Below are 25,046 nucleotides of genomic sequence, written 5' to 3'. Positions count from 1 at the left end.
GTGTCGTGTCGCGTCGCGTTTCGCGTGCGCGCCGAACCGCGCCTATGCTCCTGGCATGGGCAGGTTCATCTATGACGCGTCGGGAAACTCGGTCGAGATCGAGGACCGCACTCTCGCACATCTGCGCATCGTCGTGATGAACAAGCTGCGCCGGTCCGAGGCGTTCATGTTCGACGTCGACATGGGTGACGGCAGCGGCCGCCGGAGCTTCTGGATGCACCCGTCGGTCCCCATGCAGTTCCACTTCTACGGCGGCCGTCAGCCGCGCATCAACCGCATGTGGGTGGAAGACCTCATGCAGGCCGCGAGCGGGCCCAACGGACTCACGATCGTCCCCGAACCCGCCGACGACCCGGTCGTCGAAGAGGGCTGACCCGGCTCGCCGCCCGGCCCGGCCGATCCACCCGGCGGCGCGGAGCCCTCAGACGTGGCTGCGCGACTGCTCGGGCTTGACCTCGGGCGCGGGGGAGGTGCTCGAGTCCCCGTCGGGCTCGGATTCCGACACTGCAGGCACGGCGGCCGCGTCGAAGTGCTCGGCCACGAGCATGATGCCGCCGGACGAGTTCGCCGAGTTCGCGAGCTCCTCGATCCACTCGCGGCTCAGCTGCGCCGGCTCGGGGTCGTCGAACACGAACCGCAGCGGGATCGAAGGGTGCAGCCAGAGCGTGGTGCGGCCGCGCGGCTCGCCCTCAGGGTGCTTCCACGAGACGGTGAAGCTCTCGTTGCGGCGCAGCTTCGTCGCGATGACGACCTTCAAGTGCGCCAGGGCGCGGTCTTCGATGTGGATCGGTGTGCCGGCGCCGCCGTAGTAGATCGTGCCCATGCGTTCACCTTAAGGTGCCGAAACACCCATCAGGTGAAAGATTTCACCTGATGAGCATGCATGCTCGCGCGCTGTCCACAATGTGGGCACCGGTGCGAACGAGGACCGTGCTCAGGACGCCGTGGCCGCGCGCACCTGACCACCCGTGACGTCGCCCGCAATCGGGTCGCGCAGAAGGTCGCCGAAGGCGGCCTCCGCCGCGCCGATGAGAAGGCGGTCCTCGGCGAGCACCGCGGTGCGGATCTCCAGGTCTTCGGCGGATGCCGGCATGCACTGCGCGCGCACCGATTCGTCGAGCGCCGCCGGGTCGCTGTCGGCGATCGTGGCGAGGAATCCTCCCAGAACGACCACCGCCGGATTGAGCACGTTCACCGCGTTGGCGAGCGCAGTCGCGAGGATGTGTCGCTGACGGGCGAGCTCGGCGGCGACATCCGGCGCATCCGACGCGAAGATCGCCGCAGCGAGCGTCGGCTCGTCCGCGCCCGAGAGCCCCACGGCGGCCAGCAGCCGCGCGCGGCTCACCTCGTCCTCGAGGACGCCGTCGGCGGCGCGGCGATCGGCGGGGGAGAGGATGCCGGGGCGGTTCTGCCCGAACTCGCCGGCGTAGCCCGCCGTGCCCGCGACGGGGAAGCCGTGCACGATGAGACCGCCGCCGATGCCGCTCGCGCCGCCGTTGAGGTAGACCAGGTCGTCGATGCCGCGGCCGGCCCCGAACAGGTGCTCGGCCATCGCGCCGAGCGACGCGTCGTTGCCCACCGCCGTGGGCAGCCCCGTCGCCTCCTCGACGAGGGTGCGGACCGGGGCCTCGCGCCAGCCGAGGTGCGGCGCGATGCGCACGAGGCCGTCGGCGGCGCGCACGAGCCCGGGCACCGCGACGCCCGCCGCGACGACGCGCGCGTCACGCAGGACCGTGCCGCGCCACTCGTCCGCGACCTCGGCGATGAGGCGGGCCGCCTCTTCGGGCGACATGAGGTTGTCCACGTCGATGCGCCGGCGTGCCGGGATCCCGCCGTCGAGCCCGACGGCGGCCATCGTGAGCGCATCGACCTCGGGGTTCGCCGCGATCGCGATGACGCGCGGATCGGGGGCGACGACGGGAGAGGGACGGCCCACGCGACGGGACGGGTCGGGCGCTCGCTCGATCGTGAGGCCGAGCGTCGTCAGCTCGGCGACGAGGTCGGCGACGGTGGAGCGGTTGAGCCCCGTGAGAGCGGTCAGCCGCGACCGGGAGAGAGCGCGCTCGAGGTGCGCGAACTGCAGCACGCGCGCGAGATTCGCGCGTCGCACCCCTTCGACGGTGCCTGAGCGGTCGGCCACCTGACCACTGTAGGGGCGGTCGGCGTGATCGAGCGCCTCCACGCGCGAATATGTTGGGCTTGACTCGAAATCCGCCTACTTCTATCCTTGAGCCGTCCAGATCACTTTCGACATCACCGTCGAAACTTTCGAGAGGTTCGAAGATGAACACACGCAGCACGTTGCGGTTCGCCGCGGGCGTCGCCGCGACCGGCCTGGCGATCGGCGCCCTCGCCGGCTGTGCGGCCGGCGGCGGAGGCACCGACAACGACGGGAACGGCGACGAGGTGACCATCACGTGGTGGCACAACGGCACCGGTGAGCCGCTGAAGTCCTTCTGGGAGGAGGTCGCCGCCGAGTTCGAGGCCGACAACCCCGGAGTCAACGTGGACGTCCAGGCGTTCCAGAACGAGGAGCTCCAGCGCACCCTCATCCCCAACGCACTGCAGGCCGGTGGCGACGCAGCTCCCGACCTGTTCATGGTCTGGGCCGAGGGTGAGATCAAGTCGCAGGTCGAGGCCGGTTACCTCAAGGACCTCAGCGAGCTGACCGAGGTCGTCGACTCGATCGGCGGCGCCGGCACCGGCTGGAACGTCGACGGCAAGCAGTACGGCATCCCCTACCGCTTCGGCATCGAGGGCATCTGGTACAACGCCGACCTGTTCGAGCAGGCGGGCATCACCGAGACGCCGACCACGTTCACCGAGTTCAGCGAGGCGATCAACAAGCTCGCCGACAGCGGCGTCGCTCCCATCGGCGTCGGCGCGGGCGACGGCTGGCCGGCCGCCCACTGGTGGTACCAGTTCGCGATCAAGACGTGCTCCGAGGACGCGCTCAAGGAGGCCGCCGAGACGCTGACCTTCGACGACGAGTGCTTCGTCGAAGCGGGCGAGAACCTCAAGGCGTGGATGGACGAGTTCGACGGCGACCTGCCGTTCCAGCAGAACCCGACCAGCACCCCGGCACAGAGCGTGCCGAACAGCTCGGCGGGCCTGCTCGCCGCGCAGCAGACCGCGATGGAGCTCATGGGCACGTGGCACCGCGGCGAGACCGCGAAGCTCGTCCCGGGCGCCCCGGCCGACAACCCGCCCGCGCCCGAGTGGCTCGCGTGGATGCCCGTGCCCGACATCGAGGGCGCCGCGGGCGCTCCCGGCGCCGCGCTCGGCTCGGGTGACGCATGGGGCGTCTACGTCGACGCGCCGGACCAGACGCTCGACCTCCTCGAGTACATCTCCAGCGTCGACGTGCAGACCCGCTTCGCCGCCACCGGCGAGATCCCGACGGTCGCGGGCGCCGAGGCCGGCATCACCGACCCGGTGCTCAAGCAGATCGCCGAGGGCACGGTCAACGCCGAGCTGGTGGTCACGTGGCTCGACACGCAGTACGGTCCCGTCATCGGCAAGGCGATGAACGACGCCATCGTCAACCTGATGTTCGGCAACGGCACGCCCGAGGACGTTCCTCAGGCGATGAACGACGCGGCCGCGACCCTGTAGTAAGGCGACACCGCACCTCATGACCGCAATCAACGAGGCCGGGCCCGCGCTTGACGCGGGCCCGGCCCCCGTCGGGACCAGGAAGCGCTCCGCGCGCGCCCGCAGGCGCCAGTGGGGTGAGGTCACCCTGTTCGCAGGACCGGCGGTTCTCGTCTACCTCGTCTTCGTCCTCCTCCCCGTGGTCCTGGCCGCGTACTACAGCTTCTTCAACTGGAACGGCCTCGGACCCCTCGAACGCTTCATCGGCTTCGACAACTACGCCCGGCTTCTGACCGACCCGGTGTTCCACCGCTCGGTGGGCAACAACTTCTTCATCCTCTTCCTGTCGCTGCTCATCCAGGGGCCGCTCGCGATCCTCGTCGCGCTCCTCATGAACCGGCGACTGCGCTTCCGCGGGCTGCTTCGCGCGCTCATCTTCGTGCCCTACGTGCTCAGCGAGGTGACCGCCGGTCTCGCGTGGCAGATCATGCTCCAGTCGGTCCCGCCGACCCGGTACGGCCCCATCGACACGTGGCTGCGAATGATCGGGATCGAGAACCCTCCGGCCTGGCTGGCCGACCCGAGCGTCGTCATGTGGACGATGTTCGGCATCCTCACGTGGAAGTACCTCGGCCTCGCGATCATCCTCATGCTCGCCGGCCTGGCGGGCATCCCCGAAGACCTCTACGAAGCCGCCGCCCTCGATGGCGCCGGCTGGTGGAAGACCCAGTGGCACATCACCGTGCCGCTGCTCGGACCCACCATCCGCATCTGGGCGTTCCTGTCGATCATCGGTTCGTTGCAGCTGTTCGACCTCGTGTGGATCGTCACCGGCGGCGGACCTCTCCATGCTTCCTCCACGATGGCGGTGTACATGGTCGAATACGGCCTCAACGTGACGCAGATCGGATACGGCAGCGCCGTCGCGGTCGTGCTCTTCCTCATCTCGCTCATCGTCGCCCTGCTCTACCAGCGCTTCGCGCTGCGCCGCGACCTGCAGGGCGCCCTCACGACGGGGGTGCGCTGACATGACCGCCGCACTGCAGCACCGCGCGGGCAAGCGCGGCATCGACTGGAGCCAGCCGATCGTCTACGTCGTGGCGCTCGTGGTCGCAGCCATCGCGATCGGGCCTGTCCTGTACGTCGCGATCGCCGGCTTCCGCACGAACCCCGACTTCTTCGCCGACCCGGCGGGGCTCCCGAACCCGTGGGTGTTCGACAACTACGCGCGAATCCTCGGCGATCCGCGGTTCTGGAACCAGGTGCTCGCGAGCACCGTCACCGCCCTCGGCACGACGCTCGGCGTCATGCTCCTGGGCGTCATGGCGGCGTTCGTGATCGCGCGCTACGACTTCCGCGGCCGCAACTTCCTCTATGCGCTGTTCACGACGGGGCTGCTGTTCCCGCTCACGATCTCGATCCTTCCGCTGACCGTCCTGCTGCGTCAGCTCAACCTCTTCGGATCGTGGTGGGGGCTCATCATCCCGCAGGTCGCGTTCGCCCTGCCGACGACGATCATCATCCTCGTGCCCTTCCTGCGTGCCATCCCGGGCGAGCTCGAAGACGCGGCGGTGGTCGACGGCACGACGCGCATCGGGTTCTTCTGGCGCATCATGCTGCCGCTGTCGATGCCCGGTCTCATGACGGTCGGCGTCCTCGCCTTCGTCGGCAGCTGGAACGCCTACCTCCTGCCGCTGTTCGTGCTGCAGGCGGGCGGTGCGCGCCCCGAGGACTACACGCTGCCGCTCGGCGTGCAGTTCTTCTCGACGGCCTACGGGCAGGACACGACGGGCGTGCTCGCATATACCTCGCTCGCGATGCTTCCAGCGATCCTGTTCTTCACACTCGCCGAGAAGCGAATCGTCGGCGGTCTTCAGGGGGCGGTGAAGGGATGACGACGGATGCCTCGACCGAGGCCGTGACCGAGGTGTGGCGTGACTCGACGTTGCCCGTCGACCAGCGTGTCGACGCGCTGGTCGGTGCGCTGACCCTCGAGGAGAAGATCGCCCAGCTGTACGGCATCTGGATCGCCGCGTCGAACGACGGGGCCGAGGTCGCGCCCAACCAGAACGAGATGACCGAGGACGTCGATCTCGCCGACATCGCTCCGCTCGGGCTCGGGCAGCTCACGCGCACGTACGGCACGGTTCCGGTCGATCCGGCCGCCGGCGCCGTGTCGCTCCTGCGCACGCAGCAGCGCATCGTGTCGGAGTCGCGCCTGGGCATCCCCGCCCTCGCGCACGAGGAGTGCCTCGCGGGCTTCGCCGCGTGGGGCGCGACCGCCTACCCGGTGCCGCTCTCGTGGGGCGCCGCGTGGTCGCCCGACCTCGTCGAGCGGATGGGGGCTCGGATAGGCGCGGACATGCGCAAGATGGGCGTGCACCAGGGTCTCGCCCCCGTGCTCGACGTCGTGCGCGACGCCCGGTGGGGCCGCGTGGAAGAGACGATCGGCGAGGACCCGTACCTCGTCGGCACGACCGCGACGGCCTACATCAAGGGGCTCGAGTCGGCGGGCGTCGTCGCGACGCTCAAGCACTTCGCCGGCTACTCGGCCTCGAAGGCGGGCCGCAACCTCGCTCCCGTGTCGATCGGCCGGCGCGAGCTCGCCGACGTGATCCTGCCCCCGTTCGAGATGGCGATCCGCGAGAGCGGCGTGCGCAGCGTCATGAACTCGTACACCGACATCGACGGCGTGCCGTCGGCGGCGGACGAGTCGCTGCTCACGGGTCTCCTGCGCGACACGTGGGGCTTCGAGGGAACCGTCGTCGCGGACTACTTCGCGATCGCGTTCCTCGTGACCCAGCACGGCACCGCCGCGGACTGGACCGACGCGGCGCACCAGGCGCTCGAGGCGGGCATCGACGTCGAGCTCCCCGGTCGCAAGACCTTCGGCCCCGATCTCGTCGCCGCAGTGCGCGACGGCGTCGTGCCCGAGGCGCTCATCGACCGCGCCCTGCGACGCGTGCTCGCGCAGAAGATCGACCTGGGTCTGCTCGACGGCGAGGCCGGGTTCGTCCCGCCTGTGCTCCACGGGCGCGAGGACGCGATGGCCGACGAGGTGCGCGGCTCGGTCGACCTCGACCCGGCCGAGAACCGCGCGCTCGCGCGCGAAGTCGCCGAGCGGGCCATCGTGCTGCTCAGCAACGACGGGACGCTGCCGCTGCGCTCCCCGAAGCGGATCGCCCTCGTGGGCCCGAACGGCGACGACCCGTACGCGGTGCTCGGCTGCTACTCGTTCCCGCTGCACGTGGGCATCCACCACCCCGACTTCGGGGACGGCATCGAGCTCCCGACCCTGCTCGAGTCGCTGCGCGCCGAGTTCCCCGACGCCGAGATCACGTACGTGCAGGGCACGAGCGTCGACGGTGGCGAACGAGACTTCGGCGAAGCGCTCGAGGCCGTCCGCGGAGCCGACGTCGCCATCGTCGCCCTCGGCGACCGCGCCGGGCTGTTCGGCCGGGGCACGAGCGGCGAGGGCTGCGACGCGGCCGACCTGAGCCTCCCCGGAGCCCAGCAGGACCTGCTCGACGCCGTGATCGAGACGGGAACGCCGACGATCGCGACGCTGCTCGCGGGGCGGCCTTACGCGCTGGGCTCCGCCGTCGATCGCGCGGCCGCCATCGTCGCAGCGTTCTTCGCCGGCGAGGAGGGCACGCCCGCGATCGCCCGTGTGCTGTCGGGCCGCGTCAACCCGAGCGGGCGCCTGCCCGTGAGCATCCCGGCCGACGCCGGCGCGCAGCCGTCGACGTACCTCGCCGCGACGCTCGCGCGCAAGAGCGGCGTCTCGAACATCGACCCCTCGCCGGCGTTCGCGTTCGGCCATGGGCTCGGCTACTCGCCGTTCGTGTGGTCGGATGCCGCGGCATCCGCCCCCGACCTGCCGGTCGACGGCACGGTGACGGTGTCGATCCACCTCGGCAACGCGGGTGACCGTGACGGCGTGGAGGTCGTGCAGCTCTACCTGCACGACCCCGTGGCGTCGGTCGTGCGCCCGGTCCAGCGGCTCATCGCCTACGCGCGCGTGCCGCTCGCGGCCGGCGAGCGCGCGCGGGTGTCGTTCGACGTGCCCGCCGACATCACCTCCTTCACCGGGGTCGACGGACGCCGCATCGTCGAGCCGGGCGACCTCGTGCTGTCGTTCGGCCGGTCGAGCTCGGAACTCGTCGCGTCGCGCACCGTCCGCGTCGTGGGCGACACCCGGGTCGTCGACCACACCCGCGCCCTGCACGCGACGGTCACGGTGCTGCCCGACGCCTGACCGACCACAGGGAGCGCAGGGGCGCGAGCGGTTCACCGCTCGCGCCCTCTCTGCGTCGGTGCGGGCGTTCCGCGCACGAGAGTGCGGGGCGCCGCGGGCTCGGCCCGCGACGCCCCGCGTGGGGGATCCGTCGCGTTACTTCCTGGCGACGACGACCGGTGCCGAGGTGGCCGAGACCGCCTCGAAACCGTCGAGGTGTGCGGTGACGACGACCGACAGCTCCTTGCCGACATGGGCGTTCTTCGGCTTGAACGTGGCCGACGTGTCCTTCTTGCCCACTGGCTCGCCGTCGACCAGCCACTGATACGTGAAGGTGACGCCCTCCAACGACCACTCACCGGGGTCGGCGGTGACCGTCTTGCTCTTGGCCACCTTGCCCACGATCGACGGTGCGACGAGGTTCACGAGCTCCGGCTCGGGGTCGTCGGCGGCGACCAGGTGCGCGACGCCCCAGCGGGCCGTCGTCTGATAGCCCGTGCCCGTCGGCTCGGCCCACGTGTGCACCGAGTACCGCGCACCGTCGCGACCGTCGTTGACCTGGAAGTCGATCCCGTGGAACGTGTCGGGACCGCCGAGCGGGACGTCGCTCTGACCGCCGGACTGGCCGGTCAGGTCGACCGCGAGCTCGACGACGTACCCGCCGTCGACGAGGGCCGCCGCGCTCTCGAGGCGTGCCGCCTGGGCTGCCGCGTCACCCGTGCCGAACGATCGGCCGTTCTCGACCGTCACGCGGAACTGCGCGTCGTTCGGGCCGTACGCACCGGTCTTGCGGTTCTCGAGGTCGAGGAACAGCTCGACGCCGTCCTGGTTCCACGGGTCGCTGTTCGCGACGTCGATGACCGGGTCGGCCACCTCGTACAGCACGTACAGCACGTCGCCGCGCCACAGCGTGCGCACCGAGGCCTTCGCACCCTCGGCGCTGCCCTCGACACGGGTCGCCGTCGTCACCGGCTCGACCGTGCTCCAGACCTCGTCGACCGTCGCGTCGACGGTGGGCGCGGCATCCGTCTCGGGCACCTCGAGGAACGACAGCGGCTCGAGGAACGTGAGCGTCCCCGTCGATCCGGCCGAGTTCCAGCCGCCCACGACCGTTCCGTCAGCGCCCACCACGCGGACGTCGAACGGAGCCGTCGATCCGCGCGTCACGTCGGCGTGCGGCAGGTGCACCGCGATGAGGTGCTCGCCGTTCACGACCTCATCGACGCCGGCGACCGAACCGGCCGCGCCGGGGGCGTAGACGTACTCCTCGCCGCGGTACGTGAACTCGACCCGCTCCGCCTCGACGGCGCTGCGCACGAGGACCGTCAGGTGATCCGCGTTCCACCGCGTCTGGAAGCCGCCTGCCCCGCCCGTGAGGACGTTCTCGGGCAGGTTGCGCCACTCGACCGCATCCGTGAAGCCGTCCGGGAGCGCGACGTCGCCCTCGAACACGTTCGCGGTGTTGATCAGCGGCGGCACACCCTCGTCGTCGCCGGCGGCGCCGAAGTACGCGGGCTTCGCCGCGAGCGAGCCGTCGAACAGCACCGGCTGCTGTGCCGAGCGCCACGACCGCGTGTCGGTGAGGCCCCAGATCGTCACCGAGTACAGCTTCTCGGCGGCGGGTGCGGATGCCTCGTACGCGCGGAACGCGTCGAAGGCGTCGCGGTAGAAGTGGCCCTGCTTGATGCGGTTCGGCTCGTTCGCCGGGTTGATCGTGACGTCCATCTCGGTCACCGCCTGCAGCAGCCCGTAGCCGGCGAACCGGTCGAGTGCGGCCTCGAGTGCCGAGATCGGCGTGTTGATCGAGACGTGGAACTGGTGGCCGACGCCGTCGACCGGCACCCCGGCGTCGAGGAGCCGCTCCACGAGCGCCTGGTACTGGTCGCCCTTGAGGTCCTGCTCGGTGTTGTAGTCGTTGATGAACAGCTTCACCGGGCGGTCGGCCGCCGGGTCGGCGTAGACGTCGTTGAACGCCTCGTCGGCGTACTGGAACGCGAGGTGGATGTACTCCTCGCCGAACACGCGGTACCACGCGCTCGGGCGGAGGCCGTCCGGGGTCGCCTGGTCGGAGACCACCTCGTTGACGACGTCCCACGCGGTGAGCGGGTTCGTGTCGGATCCGAACAGCCCGTACTCGCTCGAGATCCACTCCGCGATGTCGAAGACGTGCGTGCGCAGGCGGTCGCGCAGGAACTGCCTGTCGGCGTCGGAGTCGGTGAGCTCGCGCCCTGTGTCGTCCTGGAAGAACCACGCCGGCGTCTGCGAGTGCCACAGCAGCACGTGGCCGTACACGCGCAGATCGTTGTCGCGCGCGTAGTCGAGCAGCGCGGCGGCCTGCGAATGGGGCGTGAACTGCTTGTCGGCGTTGTACCAGGCCTCGACCTTCATGTGGTTCTCGGCCGTGATCTGGTCGAAGTGGTGGAGGACGACGTCGGATGCCCCACCGCTCGTCTCACGCTGGTCGATCGCCACGCCGACGGGGAAGTCGACGGTGTCCTTCAGAGGCGTGAGCGACAGGTCGCCCGTGGACGGCTCGGGCACCCACACCGTGATCTGGTCGACGAGGAACGTCGAGGTGTTGCCGCTGTTGTAGCGGGCCTCGAAGTACAGCTCCGCGGCCTCGTCGTAGCCGGGGACGGTGAACTGCCCCGACACGCGCGTCCAGCCGGTCGCGGTCGCGTTCTCGACCTGGATGAGGTTCGCGAACGACTGCGATCCGCCGTTGAGCGTGCGCATCGAGACGGTGAGGCCGCGTCCGAGGTCGGAGTCGGGCGCGAAGCGCACATACGCCTCGAGCGCGTACGTCGCGCCGGGGAGCAGGACGTCCTTCACGTCGTGCTGCACGCCGTCGCCCTCGTGCGTGCGGTCGGAGACCTGCACGGCGTGGGACGTCGCGAGCGCGCCGCCCTCCACGACCGAAACGGTGGGGTTCGACGTGTCAGAGCCCTGACGCGGGAACCAGCCGTCGAGCTCGCCGTCGTCGAAGCCCGTCTCGAGCAGCACGGTGCCCGGAGCCTGCGTCGGCGGCTCGTTCGGGTCGGTCTCGGGCGCCGTGATGAGCACGTCGTCGAGGAGCAGGTCCACGCCCGCCTCAGCCGCCTCCACGTAGAGGATCGCGGCGGGGGTCGCCGGGTCGCTCGTGTAGGTGCCGCTCAGCTGCACCCAGGCGGTGCCGTCGACGGTCGTGCGCGAGCCGACCCACGGGTACTCGTTCGCCGCGCCGGGCTGGTTGACGCCGAGGTTCACGCCGATGGGGGCCGCCGAGGGGTCGGCGAGGCGCACCCACGCCGAGATCGAGTACTCGACGCCTTCGTCGAAGAGCGTCGACACGTCGATCGAGGCTCCGCTCCACGTGTTCGCGCGGTCGGTGATCGCGAGGCTGTGCGAGCCGCCGTGGGCGGCGGCATCCGTCTGCGCGATCGTCGCACCGCGACCGGCCCATGGAGCCGTGTCCGTCTCGAAGTCGCTCTGCAGCACCGTGACCGGGCCGCTCGGCTCGCCGGACGGGGCGGTGATGAGGATGTCGTCGACGAGGTACGTGTACGGCGCGGCCGGCGACAGGTCGCTCGTGCCGATGTAGACGCTCGAGTCGTCGGCATCCGCCGTGCGGGTGCCGGTGATCGTCGTCCACGACGTCTTCGTGATCGTCGTGTTGCTGCCGTCGGCCCAGTGGAAGCCGTCCTTCACGACGAACCGTGCGCTGGTCGAGTCGGCGGGGGCGTCGTCAGCCAGGCGCACGCGCGCGCTGAACGTGTAGACCGTGCCCTCCTCGAACAGCGACGCGGGGCTCTCGATCCCGACGTAGTCGGCGTCGCGGTCGTTGACGCTGAGCACCTGGTTCGACGCGTCGTCGGGGTCGGCCACATAGGTCAGGGTGTCGGCACCGCCGCCGCTCTGCGTCCAGCCGCCCAGGGTGCCGTCTTCGAAGTCGACGGACGACACGACGGTGTCGGCGGCTGTCGCGGCGGGTACCGCGGTCAGGGAGGTGACCAGCAACGCTCCGGCCGCGATCGCGGATGCGAGGGCGGCGAAGATCTTGCGGCGTCGTCTCACGGGCGCTCCTTTGCGCGAGGGAGTGAATTTGTGGTTCTCGCAAACTATTCGACGGGTCGCGGATGCCGAGGGCACCGTTACGGAACTGTTACGAAACTTCTTCGGAAGTTTCGAGGGCATGCTTCGTCGAAGCATCGGTGCGAAGCCGGGGCGCGTCGTCTCGCCTCCGGCTCGCTCGGCGACCGCGTGCCTCGGCGATCAGCCGACGGGAGGCGGAGCCGTGCTCCCACGCACGACGAGGTGCGTCGCGAGGTCCATGCGCAGCGTGTCGACGCTCGCGCCCTCGGCGAGGCGCAGCACGAGCCGCGTCGCCTCTTCGCCCATGCGTCGCAGCGGCTGATGGATCGTCGTGAGCTGCGGGCTCATCCACCGGGCGAGCGCGATGTCGTCGTACCCGACGACCGAGAGGTCGTCCGGAACCCGGAGTCCGGCATCCGTCGCCGCGGCGATCGCGCCGAGGGCCTGCAGGTCGCTGCCCGCGAAGATGGCGGTGGGCGGGTCGGGCATCGCGAGCAGCTCGCGCGCGTGGCGCTCGCCGCCGCCGGGGTGGAAGTCGCCGAAGCGGATCCACTCGGGGTCGATGTCGAGGCCCGCGGCGTTCATCGCCGAGCGGTAGCCGTCGATGCGCGCAAGCGAGCACATCATGTCTTCGGGGCCTGTGATCGCGGCGATCCGGTGATGTCCGAGCTCGATGAGGTGGCGTGTCGCCATGAGCCCGCCGGTCCAGTTGGCCGAGCCGACCGACGGCACGTCGGGCGATGGGTCCCCCGCGGGATCGACGATCACGAACGGCACGCCGCGCGAGTGGAGCTTTTCTCGCTGCGGTCCCGAGATCTCGGAGAACACGAGCACGACGCCGGCCGGACGCCGCCGGAGCACGCCGTCGATCCAGTGCGGGTCGGGCGAGTGGCGGTCGCCGCTCACGGTCAGCACGACCGAGAGGCCGGCCGCGTGCGCGACGTCCTCGACGCCCTCGATCACCTCCATCGACCAGCTGCTCTCGAGCTCGTGGAACACCAGCTCGACGAACTCGCTGCGCTGGCTCACCTTGCGGCGCGTGTAGCCGTGGCGGGCGAGATGCTCCTCGAGCCGCGCGCGAGTGGCGGGCGCCACGTCGGTGCGCCCGTTGAGCACCTTCGACATCGTGGCGAGCGAGACCCCCGCCTCTGCGGCGATCGCGGCGAGCGTGATGCGCTGCTTCTCTGCCATGAGCCTCTATCCTGTGCGAAGGGTCACCGCGCGCGACGGCGCGCGCATCGCCTTCGATTGTGCACGACTTTCGGCAAGGTTGTCGATACTTTCGTCCGACGAGTGGGACGACGGATGCCGCATCCGGCCCGTCACGTCACAGTCGCCCGCTCGCGAGCGCTCCTCCCGTCGCCACGCCGGCAGCCGTCGCGAGCAGCCCCGCGTCGCGTGAATCGGCCTCTCGCGCGAGCTCGGCGACCGCGCGGTCGAGGTCGCCCGCGTCGAGGACGAGGCCGTCGCGCACGCACGCCGCCCACGCCGAGACGACGTCGACCGCGGCCTCGCCCGGGCGGCCGGCCGCGCGCTCGGACCGCACGACGGGGAGCACGCGCAGGCGCAGCTTCGTCACCGTGTCGACGGCGATCTGGGCGAGACGGTGCTCGATGCGGGGGTTCTCGAATCGCTCGGCGAGCGATGCGCGATAGCCGTCGACGTCTCCGCCCACCGCGCGCCCGGACTCGTCCCAGAAGGACTCGAGGGCGCGACGGCACTCCCGGTCGGCGACCGCCTCCGCGACCGTCGTGAGTCCGCGTCGCAGGCCCTCGAACGCCAGGGCGAGGTGCCCGCCGTTGAGCATGAGCAGTTTGCGGCGCACGTACGGCTCGATGTCGTCGACGAACACCGCGCCGGCCGACTCCCACGCCGGGCGCCCAGCAGGGAACTCGCCGCACAGCGTCCAGTCCGAGAACGGCTCCGCGACGACGGGGGCGTCGTCCCGCCACCCGGTCGCCTCGCCGACGACGGAGACGTCGGATGCCGTTGTGCGCGGCGTGATGCGGTCGACGCTCGTCGTGACGAAAGACGCGAGGGCGGGGGCATCCGTCATCCCCGCCGCTTCGGCGAGGGTCTCGAGCGCGTGGCGCACGCGGGAGCCGTTGTCGGGCAGGTTGTCGCACGGCACGATCGCGACGGGGTCGACGGATGCGCGACGCCGAGCCTCCAATCCGAGGAGCACGCGCGCGAGAGGCGTGCGGAGGGTCGTGACCTCGCGTCCGCGGAGCGCCTCGAGGTCGGCCCGCACGGCGAGATCGTCGAGGTCGAGCGTCCCGTCGGCGCGCAGGTGGTAGCCGGCTTCGGTGACCGTGAGAGTCACGACCGCGGTCTCCGGTGCCGCCAGCAGAGCGCACAGGCGGTCGAGGTGGCCGGCGGGACGAACCTCCGCGATGCTGCCGATCTGCGTCACGCGGTCTGTCACGGGGCCGCGCTCGATGAGCGAGTACACGCCGCCCTGCGGCGCGAGCCGGTTCGCGACGTCGTCGCCGCGGCCCGTGAAGGCGGCGATGCCCCAGCTCGCGGCATCCGTCGCCCGCGCCGTGTACCAGGCCTGATGCGCGCGATGGAACGCGCCCGCGCCGATGTGCACGATGCGCACCGGAGGCGCGGGAAGCGGAGTCCCGACCCGCGCGAGCGCTTCGCGCGACAGGCGGGGGAGCCCGGCGGCGCTCACGCGGCATCGTCCGCGGGTCGGTCGGGCATGCCGAACAGCGCGCGAAGCCATTCGGCCTGGCGCACCCAGTGCACGCCCTCGCCGCCCTCGTGCTCGTTCCACGGGTAGTCGACCATCGTGCGGTCGGCGCCGCCCCAGTGGTTGAACGCGGCGTAAGCCCCCGACGGCGGCGCGATCGTGTCGAGGTGCCCGCACGCGAAGAGCGCGGGCGCGGTCGCGCGCTTGGCGAGGTTCGCGCCGTCGATGTACGACAGCGCGCGGAACACGCGCTCGTGCGAGCCGCGGTGCACCGACAGGTACCGCACGACCTCGGCGGTCATGCCCTCGCCGGTGAGCCCGACGACGCGCGGGAGGTCGCACAGCACGGGCGCGGCGGGCAGTGCCGCGGCGACGCGGTCGTGCAGAGCTGCGGCCGCGATGGCGATGGCGCCGCCCTGGCTGTTGCCAGTGACGGCGACACGGGCGGGGTCGACCTCGTCGAATTCGAGCATCGCGTCGACGGCGCGCACCGCGTCGGCGAACACGCGCCGGTAGTAGAGATCGTCGGGGTCTTCGATCCCGCGCGTCAGGAAGCCGGGCGCCGCCGGCGCCGATCCGTGCGGATCCGGCGTGTCGCCGCCCGTGCCCCACTGGCTGCCCTGGCCGCGCGTGTCGACGATGAGCTGCGCGAAGCCGGCGACCGGCCAGTGCAGGCGCTCCGACGCGAGGCCCCGGCCGCGGCCGTACCCGACGAACTCCACGATGGCGGGCAGAGGTCGCCGTACGCCGCGCCGCCGCACGAACCACGCGCGCACGGGGTCCCCGCCGAAGCCCGAGAACACGACGTCGTCGACGTCGACGAGGTCGAGCGGCGCCGATGAACGGCTGCGCCGGGAGACGGATGCCGCGGCTCGCGCCTCGGAGACCGTGCGGCTCCAGAACGCGTCGAAGTCATCGGGCTCGGCGATCTCCGGCCGGTAGGAGCGCAGGAGCTCGAGGGGCAGATCGAAGCGGGGCATGGGGTCTCTCTCGCATCGGCGGCGGCGGCGTTCGCGGAGTCCGCGGAGCCGTGGGTCACGGTCAGAGAACAATACAATGAAAACGTTGACATCGGCCCGACGGCCGATTACGGTTCAACATGTATCGCCCACATATCCGAAAGTTTCGGTCGCGTTGCCGCGGCCGCAGGCAGCCGCAAGGGAGCGCATGTCGGTCAGCACGAACGTCGCGATCGCGAACGCGATCGACATCAGCTCACAGGACGGCGAGGCCGAGCAGCCCGGCCCCGGCAGGCGCCCCCGTCGTCGGCGGCGCGACGAAGGCGCAGTCACGTGGCGCAAGGCCCTCCGCAAGGATTGGCGGCTCTACACGCTGCTGATCCTGCCGATCGTCTATCTGGTGATCTTCAAGTACCTACCGATGGCGGGGAACATCATCGCATTCCGCCGGTACCGCCCGGGCGGGAACATCTTCGGCGATGAGTGGGTCGGCTTCCACTACTTCGAGATGTTCGTCAACGACCCGACGTTCTGGCGCGTGTTCTGGAACACGGTCATCCTCGGTGCGCTGTGCCTCATCGTGATCTTCCCGCTGCCGATCGTCCTCGCGCTCATGCTCAACGAGCTGCGGTCCGCGAAGTTCAAGCGCGTCGCGCAGTCCATCACCTACCTGCCGCACTTCATGTCGCTCGTGATCGTCGCCGGAATGGTGCTCCAGCTCGTCTCGACGCGCGGCACGTTCAACCAGATCATCGAGGTGCTGGGCGGCGACGCGATCGACTTCATCCAGAAGCCCGAGTGGTTCCGGCCGATCTTCGTCGGCTCCGAGATCTGGCAGACGGTCGGCTGGGGCACGATCCTCTATCTCGCCGCGCTCACCACGATCGACCCGCAGCTCTACGAGGCCGCCCGCATCGACGGCGCCAATCGATGGCAGCAGACGTGGCACGTCACGCTTCCGGGCATCGCGCCGACGATCGTGGTGCTGCTCATCCTCAACATCGGCACGTTCCTGTCGGTGAGCTTCGAGAAGGTCCTCCTGCTGCAGAACCCGCTCAACCTCTCGACCGGCGACGTCATCGCGACGTATCTGTACCGCCTCGGCATCCAGTCGGGCAACGTCTCGTACGCGACCGCCGTCGGACTCTTCGAGGCGATCATCGGCCTCGCTCTGGTGCTGAGCGCCAACTTCATCTCGCGCCGCGTGACGGGAGCAAGCCTGTGGTGATGACCAAGCCCCTTCCGACCACGACGGTGAGGACCGAGACGGACCGTTCGCTCGACCGGGTGTTCGGCCGCAAGAAGGTCGGCGGCATCCGCGACACGCGCGGTTACACGGCGTTCCGCGTCGCGAACGTCGTCGTGATCATCGTGCTGTGCTTCGTCACGCTGTACCCGTTCCTCAACGTGATCGCGGTCGCCTTCAGCTCGCAGGGCTACATCAACGCGGGTCGGGTCAGCATCGTTCCGCTCGGGTTCAACGTGACGACCTTCGGCACCGTCATGAGCGACCCGATGTTCTGGCGCAACTACGGCAACACGGTGCTGTACACGACGGTCGCCACGGCGATCTCGATGGTGCTCACGACGATGTTCGCCTACGCGCTCTCGAAGAAGCGCCTCAAGGGCCGGCCCTTCTTCGTGGGGCTCGCGGTCTTCACGATGTTCTTCTCGGGCGGCATCATCCCGAACTACGTGCTGATCAACTCGCTCGGCTGGCGCAACACCCTCTGGGCGCTCGTCATCCCGAATGCGATCAGCATCTTCAACCTGCTCGTCATGAAGGCGTTCTTCGAGAACTTCCCCGAGGAGCTCGAAGAGGCCGCGTCGATCGACGGCCTGACGACGTACGGCATCCTGGGGCGCATCGTGCTGCCGCTGAGCAAGGCGGTCCTCGCGACGATGGTGCTGTTCTACGCCGTGACGTTCTGGAACGCCTGGTTCGGGGCCCTGCTCTACATGAACAAGCCCGAGCTGTATCCGGTCACCCTCTACCTGCGGAACCTGCTGATGTCGTCCGCACAGCCGGACGGCTCCGATGAGGGCCTTCAGATCGCGGCGAACGTCAAAGCGGTGACGATGCTCCTCACGGTGCTGCCGATCGTCTGCCTCTACCCCTTCCTGCAGCGGTACTTCGTGTCGGGCGTGATGCTCGGCTCGGTCAAGGCGTGAGCGATCTTCGGACGCTCCGATCCCCCAAGAGAACAGAAAGGTACATCCCACGATGACACAGCGAGCAGGCGCGACGACGCGCCGCGGCCGGGGCGCAGTCGCGCTCGTGGCCGCGATCGCCGCGGGCGGTCTGGCGCTCTCCGGCTGCGCGGCCGGCGGCGACGAGACCGACGAGAACGCCTTCGACTTCACCGGCAAGGAGGTCGGCGCGATGGCCGACTACGGCGTCGGCGACACCTTCAAGGCGACCGAGCCGGTCGAGTTCGGGCTCTTCTACCGCGACCACGAGGGCTACCCCCTTCAGGAGGACTGGCCCATCCTGCAGGCGCTCGAAGAGAACCAGAACGTCACGTTCGACATCGAGAGCGCACCCCGCGCGGGCTACGAGGACGCGCGCGGCGCCGCGATCGCGTCGGGCAACGCGCCCGACATCATCTCGGTCACCTACCCCGGCCAGGAGACCCCGTTCGTCGCCGGTGGCGCGCTGCTGCCCGTGAGCGACTTCGTGCAGTACATGCCGAACTTCCTCGACAAGGTCGAGAAGTGGAACCTGCAGGACGACATCGACGCGGTCCTGCGCAAGGACGACGGCAAGTTCTACCTGCTTCCGGGCGTCAGCGAGATCGTCGTCCCGCAGTACAGCTACGTCGTCCGCAAGGACATCTGGGACGAGCTGGGCCTGAGCTACGAGCCCGAGTCGTACGACGAGTTCAAGGCCGACCTCATGAAGGTCAAGGAGGCCTACCCCGACAAGTACGTCATCTCCGACCAGTACAACGACCCCGACCCGCTCGGGGGCGCGCTCAACATGGTCGCTCCCAACTTCGGCACGCACGCCGGCTGGGGTCTGTCCGCGGGCACGGGCGCATGGTGGAACGGCGAGGAGTTCGAGTACGCCGGTGCGAGCGACGCCTACAAGGAGCTCATCGAGTTCTTCCACGGGCTCGTCGAGGACGGGCTGCTCGACCCGGCGAGCGTCACGCAGACCGATGACGACGCCAAGGCGAGCTTCTTCAACGGCGACTCGTTCGTCATCGCGGGCAACGACCAGTTCCTGCCCTCCGCGATGACGTCGTTCTCCGAGGTCGGCAACACCGATGCCGAGGTCGCGCTCATCCGCCTTCCCGAGGGTCCGGCCGGCGACAAGCTCGCCGCGGGTGGCCGCATCGACGGCATCCCGGGCCTCATGATCTCGGCGAAGGCGGCCGACCAGCCGTACTTCAAGGCGCTGCTGCAGTACCTCGACTGGCAGTACTACTCGGACGAGGGACTCGAGTTCGCCAAGTGGGGCGTCGAGGGGCTCACCTTCGAGCGCAACGGCGACACCCGCGAGCTCGCGGCGGACTGGGACCGCGCCAAGGACCTCCTGAACCCGGGCGCGACCAAGCTCCTCAACGTCGACGGCGGCTTCGCCAACGGCGTGTGGATGGCGGCCGAGGGCGGCACCGAAGACCTTCGCACCTCGATGATGGCCCCCGCCACGAAGGAGTTCGTGGACTCGATGCTCACCAAGGAGCAGTGGCCCACCGCGCCCGCGGCGCCGCTCACCGAGCTCGAGAACGAGCAGGCCGGTCTGTGGAAGACGGCCCTGATCGACACCGTGCGCCAGGCGACGGCAGCGTTCATCGTCGGCGACCGCTCGCTCAGCGACTGGGACGCGTACCTCGCCGAGCTGAACACCGCCGGAATGGACCAGTACATCGACATGCTGAACGAGGCGCAGAAGCGTCACGCTGAGGCAGTGGAGAACGGCGGCTCCGAAGACTAGGAGCCGATCGAACGGCAGTCCGGTCCCGCTCGCCTCCCCCCGGGGGCGGGACCGGACTCGCCGCATGTCCGGATCCGGGAGGATGGATCACATGACACCCACGGCGAGCACCCCCGACCCTCGGGACACTCGTCTCGGGCGACTCGCGACGCCCGTGTACTGGTACCTCGTCGTCGCCGCCGGCTTCCTGCTCGCCGCGGCTCCCGGACTCGTGGCCTCCGCGCTCGTGGCCCCGGTCGTGAGCAACGTCCCGCTGTTCGCGCTGTGCGCCGTGCCGTACGGTCCCGCCTTCTCGGCCGCCCTGTACGCGCTGCGTGACGGGACGCGCGGTGAGGAGCAGAACCCGTGGCCCCGCTACTGGCGCGGGTGGCGGCTCAATGTGATCGACGTCCTGTGGGTATGGGTGCCGGTGCTCGCGATCGGCGCACTCATCGGCATCGGCATCGCGTTCGGCCCCGCGGTGGGCGTGGCATCCGTCTTCATCGTGATCTCGTGGATCGTGCTCCTCTTCGTCGCGCTGTGGACCGTGTTCGCGATCATCATCGCGTCGCTCTTCTCGTTCCGCGCACGCGACATCTTCCGCCTCTCGCTCTACTACATGGCCGGGCGGCCGCTCGCGACCCTCGGCTTCGCGTCGCTGCTCGTGCTCGCCGTCGCCGTCGTGTTCTTCGCGTCGGGCTGGGCCCTCGCGCTGCTCGCGTCGGCGTTCGCGGGGCTCGCGCTGTTCACCGCGCGACCCGTGACCCGAGACATCCGCGAGCGGTTCATCGCGCCCGACGAGGCCGACGCGCGCGCGCCCGAGTCGCCTGACGCACCCGAAGCCCCTGAGGACTGACCGCTACGGGATGACGCGGTCGCCGGCATCCGGAACGCCGGACTTGCGCCAGAAGTACGTGCACACGTGGTCGCGCCACTCTCGCGCCGACCGCTGCTGCTCGGCGAGGAGGTCGCGGCCGCGCGCGAACACGTCGGCGGGCACACGGCCCTCGAGCTCGTCCCACTCCGCGACCTTGCGGTCGACAGCGTCGGCGCCGTCGATGTGCGTGTCGTAGATGTGCTGGATCACGGTCTTGCCGTTGCGCAGCACGTGCTCGTACGGCACGTGGTGGAAGAAGAGCAGCAGCTCGTCGGGAACGGTTTCGAGCGACTCGTACGTCTCGCGCCACGGCGAGGGGTACTGCCCCGCGAAGCCCGTTCCGGCCGCGACCGTCCGGTCCACGCCGACGCCGTCGCGATCGGCGAAGTGGTACGTGCCCCACGGCGAGTACTCGTAGCCGTCGACCGACGGGCCGTAGTGCGAGCCGGGCGTCACCATGAACCCGACGCCGAGGGGAGCGGTGTACGCCTCGTAGGTGAGCCACGAGTCGTCGAGGACCGACCGGATGCCCCGCCGCACGTCCTCGTCGTCGCCGAACGTCAGCGCGATCCACTCGTCGAGGATCGCACCGGGGTCGAGCCCCGCGTCCCACGCGAGGCGCCCGTACGCGTAGAGGTTGGCCTGGGCGAGCGGATGCCCCGTCCAGAACGGGTCGTCGCCGACGTTCGACACCGCGACGATGCCGCCGCGGACGGTCTCGGCGAGCGACGGACCGCCGTCGCCGAACGGCGGGAAATCGAGGATCTCGCGCCACCACGGAGCGAGGTACACCGCGTGACGCTGCTGTCCGGTGTACTCCTGCGTCACCTGCAGCTCGAGGGCGACCGCGGTCTCGCGCATCGCGGGGATCACCGGCGAGACGGGCTCGCGCACCTGGAAGTCCATCGGCCCGTGCTTGACCTGCAGCACGACGTTCTCGTGGAAGCGCCCGTCCAGCGGCGTGAAGTGGTCGTACGCGGCACGGGCGCGGTCGGTCGACCGGTCGCGCCAGTCCTGTCGGTGGTTGTACACGAACGCGCGCCAGTGCACGATCCCGTCGTGCGGCGCGAGGGCTCGCGCAAGCACGTTCGCGCCGTCGGCGTGGTCGCGGCCGTAGGCGAACGGTCCCGGCTGCCCTTCGGAGTCGGCCTTCACGACGAAGCCCCCGAAGTCGGGGATCTCGCGGTAGACGCGGGCCGCGGCATCCGCCCACCACTCGATGACGTCCGGGTCGAGCGGGTCGGCCGTGGCGAGGCCTCCGACGGTGATCGGGGCCGCGAAGCTGGCGGACAGGTGAACACGGATGCCCCACGGGCGGTACACGTCGGCGAGACGCGCGACGATGCCGAGCCCGTCGGTGAGCAGCCGCGCTTCCCGCGCGTGCACGTTGACGTTGTTGAGCCCGACGCGATTGATGCCGATCGAGGCGAGGAGCCGCGCGTAGCGCTCCACGCGGGAGAGGTCGTCGCGCAGGCGACCGTCGGCGAAGAAGATCGAGCCGCCCGCGTAGCCCCGCTCGACCTGCCCCATCACCGGGTGGACGTCGACGTTGTCCCAGTGGTCGAGCATCCGCATCGCATGCTGCGGCTCGTGCCGGGCCGTCGGCAGGGTGTCGTCGAAGGCCGTGGCGCCGAGGCGCACGACGTGGAACCACCCGTACAGCGCGCCCGAATCGGTCGTGGCGCGCACGCGCGTCGCGCCGCCGGCGCGCGACACCTCGAAGCCCTCGGGGGCGGTCGCGGCATCCGTCGTCGCCTCGATCACGAGGTCCGCGCCGTCGCCGCCCGCCTCTTCGAACACCATCCCGGCACGCGACGCCTCGCCGCGCACCGTCTCGAGCAGCCGCCCGGCGCCGCGCACCGCGACCGTCCGGCCGCGGAGGTGGGCGGTCGCGGCATCCGGAAGCCACATCGGATGCTCCCCGATCGGCGCGACCTCGCGAGGGTCACCAGTCATGCACTGTCCCGTCCACGCGGCGCGCGACCGGAAGGTACGCGGGTTCGTACGCGAAGCGGTCGGCGGCCGCGTCGTCGTACGTGACGCCGAGGCCGGGATCGTCGCCCGGGTGCATGCAGCCGTCGGCGAAGGTGTACGCGCTGTGGAAGACCTCGGCCACGAGCGGGTCGTGCTGCATGTACTCCTGGATGCCGAAGTTGTTGATCGCGAGGTCGAGATGCAGCGCCGCCGCCATGCCGACGGGCGAGATGTCGGTGGCACCGTGGCTGCCCGAACGCACGCCGTAGAGCGCCGCGTAGTCGAAGACCCGTCGCAATCCTGTGATGCCCCCGGTGTGCGCGGCCGACGCGCGCACGAAGTCGATGAGGTGCTCGCGGATGAGGGTCTGGAAATCCCACACCGTGTTCATGACCTCGCCGATCGCGAGCGGGGTGGTCGTGTGCTGCCGGACGAGCCGCAGCGCCTCCTGGTTCTCGGCGGGCGTGCAGTCCTCGAGCCAGAACGGGCGGTACGGCTCGAGGTCCTTGCCGAGCCGCGCGGCCTGGATCGGCGTCATGCGGTGGTGCCCATCGTGCAGCAGCGGAAGCTCGACGCCGAACTCCTGGCGTACCGAGTCGAACATGTCGGGCACGAAGCGCAGGTAGCGGTCCGTGTCCCACTCCGTCTCGACCGCGAGGGTCGCCCGCTGCGCCGGCTCGTACGACGAGCGCCCGGTGGGCTTCGACGAGACGCCGTAGACGGTGCGGATGCCGGGCACCGCGGCCTGGATCCGGACGGCGTGGAATCCCTCGGCGATCCGCTCACGCACCGAGTCGTGCAGCGCGTCGAGGTCGCGGCCGGACGCGTGCCCGTATACGAGCACGCCGTCGCGCGATGCGCCGCCCAGCAATTGGTGCAACGGCATGCCGGCGAGCTTCGCCTTGATGTCCCACAGCGCGACGTCGACCGCGGCGATCGCGGTCATCGTCACCGGTCCGCGCCGCCAGTACGCCCCGCGGTAGAGGAGCTGCCACGTGTCTTCGATGCGGTGCGCGTCCAGTCCCACGAGCAGCGGGGCGACGTGGTCCTGCAGGTACGACGCCACCGAGAGCTCGCGGCCGTTGAGCGTCGCGTCGCCGAGCCCGGTCACTCCGTCCTCGGTCGTGATGCGCAGCGTGACGAAGTTGCGCGACGGGCTCGAGATGAGCACCTCGGCCGACCGGATGCGCGTGCCCGCGGTCATGCCACGGGCTCCGGCTGGGCGGGGGCGACAGGGGCGGACTTCGGCACGGGATAGCTCTCTTTCGGAAGACGGTAGGCGAGGTCGATCGCGGTGTCGACGGCCTCGTCGAGGTCGAGGCGGTGCTCGGCGACGAGGCGCGCGAGGTACGCGGCATCCGCTCGCCTCGCGAGGTCATGACGTGCGGGGATCGAGCAGTAGGCGCGCGTGTCGTCGACGAACCCGCTCGTGTTGCGGAAGCCCGCGGTCTCGGTCACCGCTTCGCGGAAGCGCCGCATCGCGTCGGGCGCGTCGAGGAACCACCACGGCGCGCCGAGGCGCAGCGCCGGGTAGGCGCCCGCGAGCGGCGCGAGCTCGCGCGAGTACACCGTCTCGTCGATCGTGAAGACGATGAGGTGGAAGTCCTCGCGGTGCCCGAACGCCTCGAGCACGGGTCGCAGCGCGCGCGTGAACTCACCCGCGACCGGGATGTCGTAACCGATGTTCGGGCCGTGGGCGGCGGCCGCGCCGCGGTCGTGGTCGCGCAGCACGCCCGTGTGCAACTGCATCACCAGCCCGTCGTCGGCCGACATCGCCGCCTGCTCGAACAGCAGATGGGCGGTGAGGGCGGCGGATGCCTCGCCCGTGAGCGGCTCGCGGAGCGCCGCCCCGAAGAGGGCGCGCGCATCGGCATCGGGCAGGCGCGTCGTGTCGGCGCGGAGGTGCCCGTGGTCGGTCGCCCGGGCTCCCGCGGCGATGAACGCCTGGCGGCGGGCGCGCAGCGCCGCGAGGAAGCCGTCGTACGAGAAGGCGTCGATGCGCGCGGCCGCGCTCAGCCGCTCGAGCTCCCCCGTCCACGCGGGTGTCCCCGCTTCCAGGAGCGTGTCGGGGCGGAACGTCGGCACGACGCGGCCGCCCCATCCGTCGGCGGCGAGCGTCGCGTGCGCGGCGAGATCGGAGTCGGCCGCGTCGGTCGTCGCGAGCAGCTCGAGCCCGAAGCGCTCGAAGAGGGCACGAGGGCGGTTCTCCGGGCGGGCGAGGCGGTCGGCGATCCAGTCGAAGAGCACGTCGGCAGCCTCGGGCGACGGTGCGAGGGGTGCGTCGAACACGTCGTGAAGCACGTGCTCGAGCCAGTATCGCGTCGGGGTGGCGCGAAGCGCCGTCCATCCCGCGCAGAAGCGCCGCCAGATCGTGCGGGGGTCGGTCTCGGCATCCGGCCCCACGCCGAGATCGGCGGCCGAGCGCACGCCCGCGTCGCGGACCGGCCCGGGGGAGGTCGCCTGCGACACGATCATGCGCACGACGTAGTGGTCGGGGGTCACCAGCAGCGAGGCCGGATCGGCGAACGGCTCGTCGGCGGCGAGCATCGCCGCGTCGACGTGCCCGTGCATCGACACGATCGGCAGGCGCGAGGTCGCGTCGAGCACGTGACGGGCGATCGGGCGGACGGCCGGGTCGGCGGGCAGGGCGCGGTCGGGGTGCAGCGCCCACCCCCGCGACGCGGCGGCGCCTTCGACTGTCGACCCCATGTGACCCCTCC

Annotated in this window: 18 protein-coding genes; 9 read left to right on the top strand and 9 right to left on the bottom strand. The window is 70.4% G+C overall.

Going from position 1 to position 25,046, the window contains the following annotated elements:
* The first annotated feature begins 55 nt into the window (after nucleotides 1–55).
* Nucleotides 56–373, top strand: coding sequence for a DUF7882 family protein (locus BJ991_RS17350; RefSeq protein WP_179492049.1), 318 nt, complete (start codon nucleotides 56–58; stop codon nucleotides 371–373).
* A gap of 48 nt (nucleotides 374–421) precedes the next feature.
* Here BJ991_RS17350 and BJ991_RS17345 read toward each other — a convergent pair whose 3' ends face one another.
* Complete coding sequence (locus BJ991_RS17345; RefSeq protein ID WP_246301127.1) at nucleotides 422–823, bottom strand: DUF7882 family protein; 402 nt, start codon at nucleotides 821–823, stop codon at nucleotides 422–424.
* A 111-nt stretch (nucleotides 824–934) separates the two neighbouring features.
* Complete coding sequence (locus tag BJ991_RS17340; protein WP_179492047.1) at nucleotides 935–2,140, bottom strand: ROK family protein; 1,206 nt, start codon at nucleotides 2,138–2,140, stop codon at nucleotides 935–937.
* 143 nt (nucleotides 2,141–2,283) lie between these two features.
* Between BJ991_RS17340 and BJ991_RS17335 the strand changes: the two genes are divergently transcribed.
* The 4 genes from BJ991_RS17335 to BJ991_RS17320 are packed head-to-tail and all read left to right on the top strand — an operon-like array spanning nucleotide 2,284 to nucleotide 7,852.
* Nucleotides 2,284–3,615, top strand: a complete 1,332-nt coding sequence (locus BJ991_RS17335) for an extracellular solute-binding protein (RefSeq protein ID WP_179492045.1) — start codon at nucleotides 2,284–2,286, stop codon at nucleotides 3,613–3,615.
* 19 nt (nucleotides 3,616–3,634) lie between these two features.
* A complete protein-coding gene (locus tag BJ991_RS17330) occupies nucleotides 3,635–4,621 on the top strand; it encodes a carbohydrate ABC transporter permease (protein WP_179492043.1) in 987 nt (328 codons plus the stop codon).
* Nucleotide 4,622: 1 nt separating this feature from the next.
* Nucleotides 4,623–5,489: a carbohydrate ABC transporter permease gene (locus tag BJ991_RS17325; RefSeq protein ID WP_179492041.1), complete on the top strand. Its 867-nt coding sequence runs from the start codon at nucleotides 4,623–4,625 to the stop codon at nucleotides 5,487–5,489.
* On the top strand, nucleotides 5,486–7,852 hold the full coding sequence (locus tag BJ991_RS17320; RefSeq protein ID WP_179492039.1) for a beta-xylosidase/alpha-l-arabinosidase: 2,367 nt from the start codon (nucleotides 5,486–5,488) through the stop codon (nucleotides 7,850–7,852). The genes BJ991_RS17325 and BJ991_RS17320 overlap by 4 nt, the downstream gene beginning before the upstream one ends.
* 135 nt (nucleotides 7,853–7,987) lie before the next feature.
* Here BJ991_RS17320 and BJ991_RS17315 read toward each other — a convergent pair whose 3' ends face one another.
* From BJ991_RS17315 to BJ991_RS17300, 4 genes are all read right to left on the bottom strand, one after another.
* A complete protein-coding gene (locus tag BJ991_RS17315) occupies nucleotides 7,988–11,884 on the bottom strand; it encodes an endo-1,4-beta-xylanase (RefSeq protein WP_179492037.1) in 3,897 nt (1,298 codons plus the stop codon).
* A gap of 198 nt (nucleotides 11,885–12,082) precedes the next feature.
* On the bottom strand, nucleotides 12,083–13,093 hold the full coding sequence (locus BJ991_RS17310) for a LacI family DNA-binding transcriptional regulator (protein WP_179492035.1): 1,011 nt from the start codon (nucleotides 13,091–13,093) through the stop codon (nucleotides 12,083–12,085).
* A gap of 136 nt (nucleotides 13,094–13,229) precedes the next feature.
* On the bottom strand, nucleotides 13,230–14,579 hold the full coding sequence (locus BJ991_RS17305; protein WP_179492033.1) for a mannitol dehydrogenase family protein: 1,350 nt from the start codon (nucleotides 14,577–14,579) through the stop codon (nucleotides 13,230–13,232).
* Nucleotides 14,576–15,577, bottom strand: coding sequence for an acetylxylan esterase (locus BJ991_RS17300; RefSeq protein WP_179492031.1), 1,002 nt, complete (start codon nucleotides 15,575–15,577; stop codon nucleotides 14,576–14,578). Before BJ991_RS17300 ends, BJ991_RS17305 begins: the two co-directional genes overlap by 4 nt.
* 187 nt (nucleotides 15,578–15,764) lie before the next feature.
* Here BJ991_RS17300 and BJ991_RS17295 point away from each other — a divergent pair, with 187 nt between their 5' ends.
* The 4 genes from BJ991_RS17295 to BJ991_RS17280 all read left to right on the top strand — a co-directional run bounded on the left by BJ991_RS17295 (nucleotide 15,765) and on the right by BJ991_RS17280 (nucleotide 20,331).
* Nucleotides 15,765–16,784, top strand: a complete 1,020-nt coding sequence (locus BJ991_RS17295; protein ID WP_179492029.1) for an ABC transporter permease — start codon at nucleotides 15,765–15,767, stop codon at nucleotides 16,782–16,784.
* The gene (locus BJ991_RS17290) at nucleotides 16,784–17,728 is read left to right on the top strand and encodes a carbohydrate ABC transporter permease (RefSeq protein WP_179492027.1); all 945 of its coding nucleotides are present in this window, start codon (nucleotides 16,784–16,786) and stop codon (nucleotides 17,726–17,728) included. The genes BJ991_RS17295 and BJ991_RS17290 overlap by 1 nt, the downstream gene beginning before the upstream one ends.
* A gap of 52 nt (nucleotides 17,729–17,780) precedes the next feature.
* Nucleotides 17,781–19,496: an ABC transporter substrate-binding protein gene (locus BJ991_RS17285; RefSeq protein WP_179492025.1), complete on the top strand. Its 1,716-nt coding sequence runs from the start codon at nucleotides 17,781–17,783 to the stop codon at nucleotides 19,494–19,496.
* Nucleotides 19,497–19,587: 91 nt separating this feature from the next.
* The gene (locus BJ991_RS17280; protein ID WP_179492023.1) at nucleotides 19,588–20,331 is read left to right on the top strand and encodes a DUF624 domain-containing protein; all 744 of its coding nucleotides are present in this window, start codon (nucleotides 19,588–19,590) and stop codon (nucleotides 20,329–20,331) included.
* Between the two features lie 3 nt (nucleotides 20,332–20,334).
* Here the strand turns inward: BJ991_RS17280 and BJ991_RS17275 are convergent, their stop codons facing one another.
* From BJ991_RS17275 to uxaC, 3 genes are read right to left on the bottom strand one after another with little or no spacing between them, the layout of a single operon-like run.
* Complete coding sequence (locus BJ991_RS17275) at nucleotides 20,335–22,308, bottom strand: alpha-glucuronidase (protein ID WP_218852971.1); 1,974 nt, start codon at nucleotides 22,306–22,308, stop codon at nucleotides 20,335–20,337.
* A complete protein-coding gene (manD, locus tag BJ991_RS17270; protein WP_179492021.1) occupies nucleotides 22,298–23,530 on the bottom strand; it encodes a D-mannonate dehydratase ManD in 1,233 nt (410 codons plus the stop codon). Before manD ends, BJ991_RS17275 begins: the two co-directional genes overlap by 11 nt.
* Complete coding sequence (gene uxaC, locus BJ991_RS17265; protein WP_179492020.1) at nucleotides 23,527–25,035, bottom strand: glucuronate isomerase; 1,509 nt, start codon at nucleotides 25,033–25,035, stop codon at nucleotides 23,527–23,529. The genes manD and uxaC overlap by 4 nt, the downstream gene beginning before the upstream one ends.
* Nucleotides 25,036–25,046 lie beyond the last annotated feature (11 nt).

Origin of the sequence: Microbacterium immunditiarum (assembly GCF_013409785.1) — a bacterium.
GTDB lineage: Bacteria > Actinomycetota > Actinomycetes > Actinomycetales > Microbacteriaceae > Microbacterium > Microbacterium immunditiarum.
This window is presented reverse-complemented; position numbering and strand designations above follow the sequence as displayed.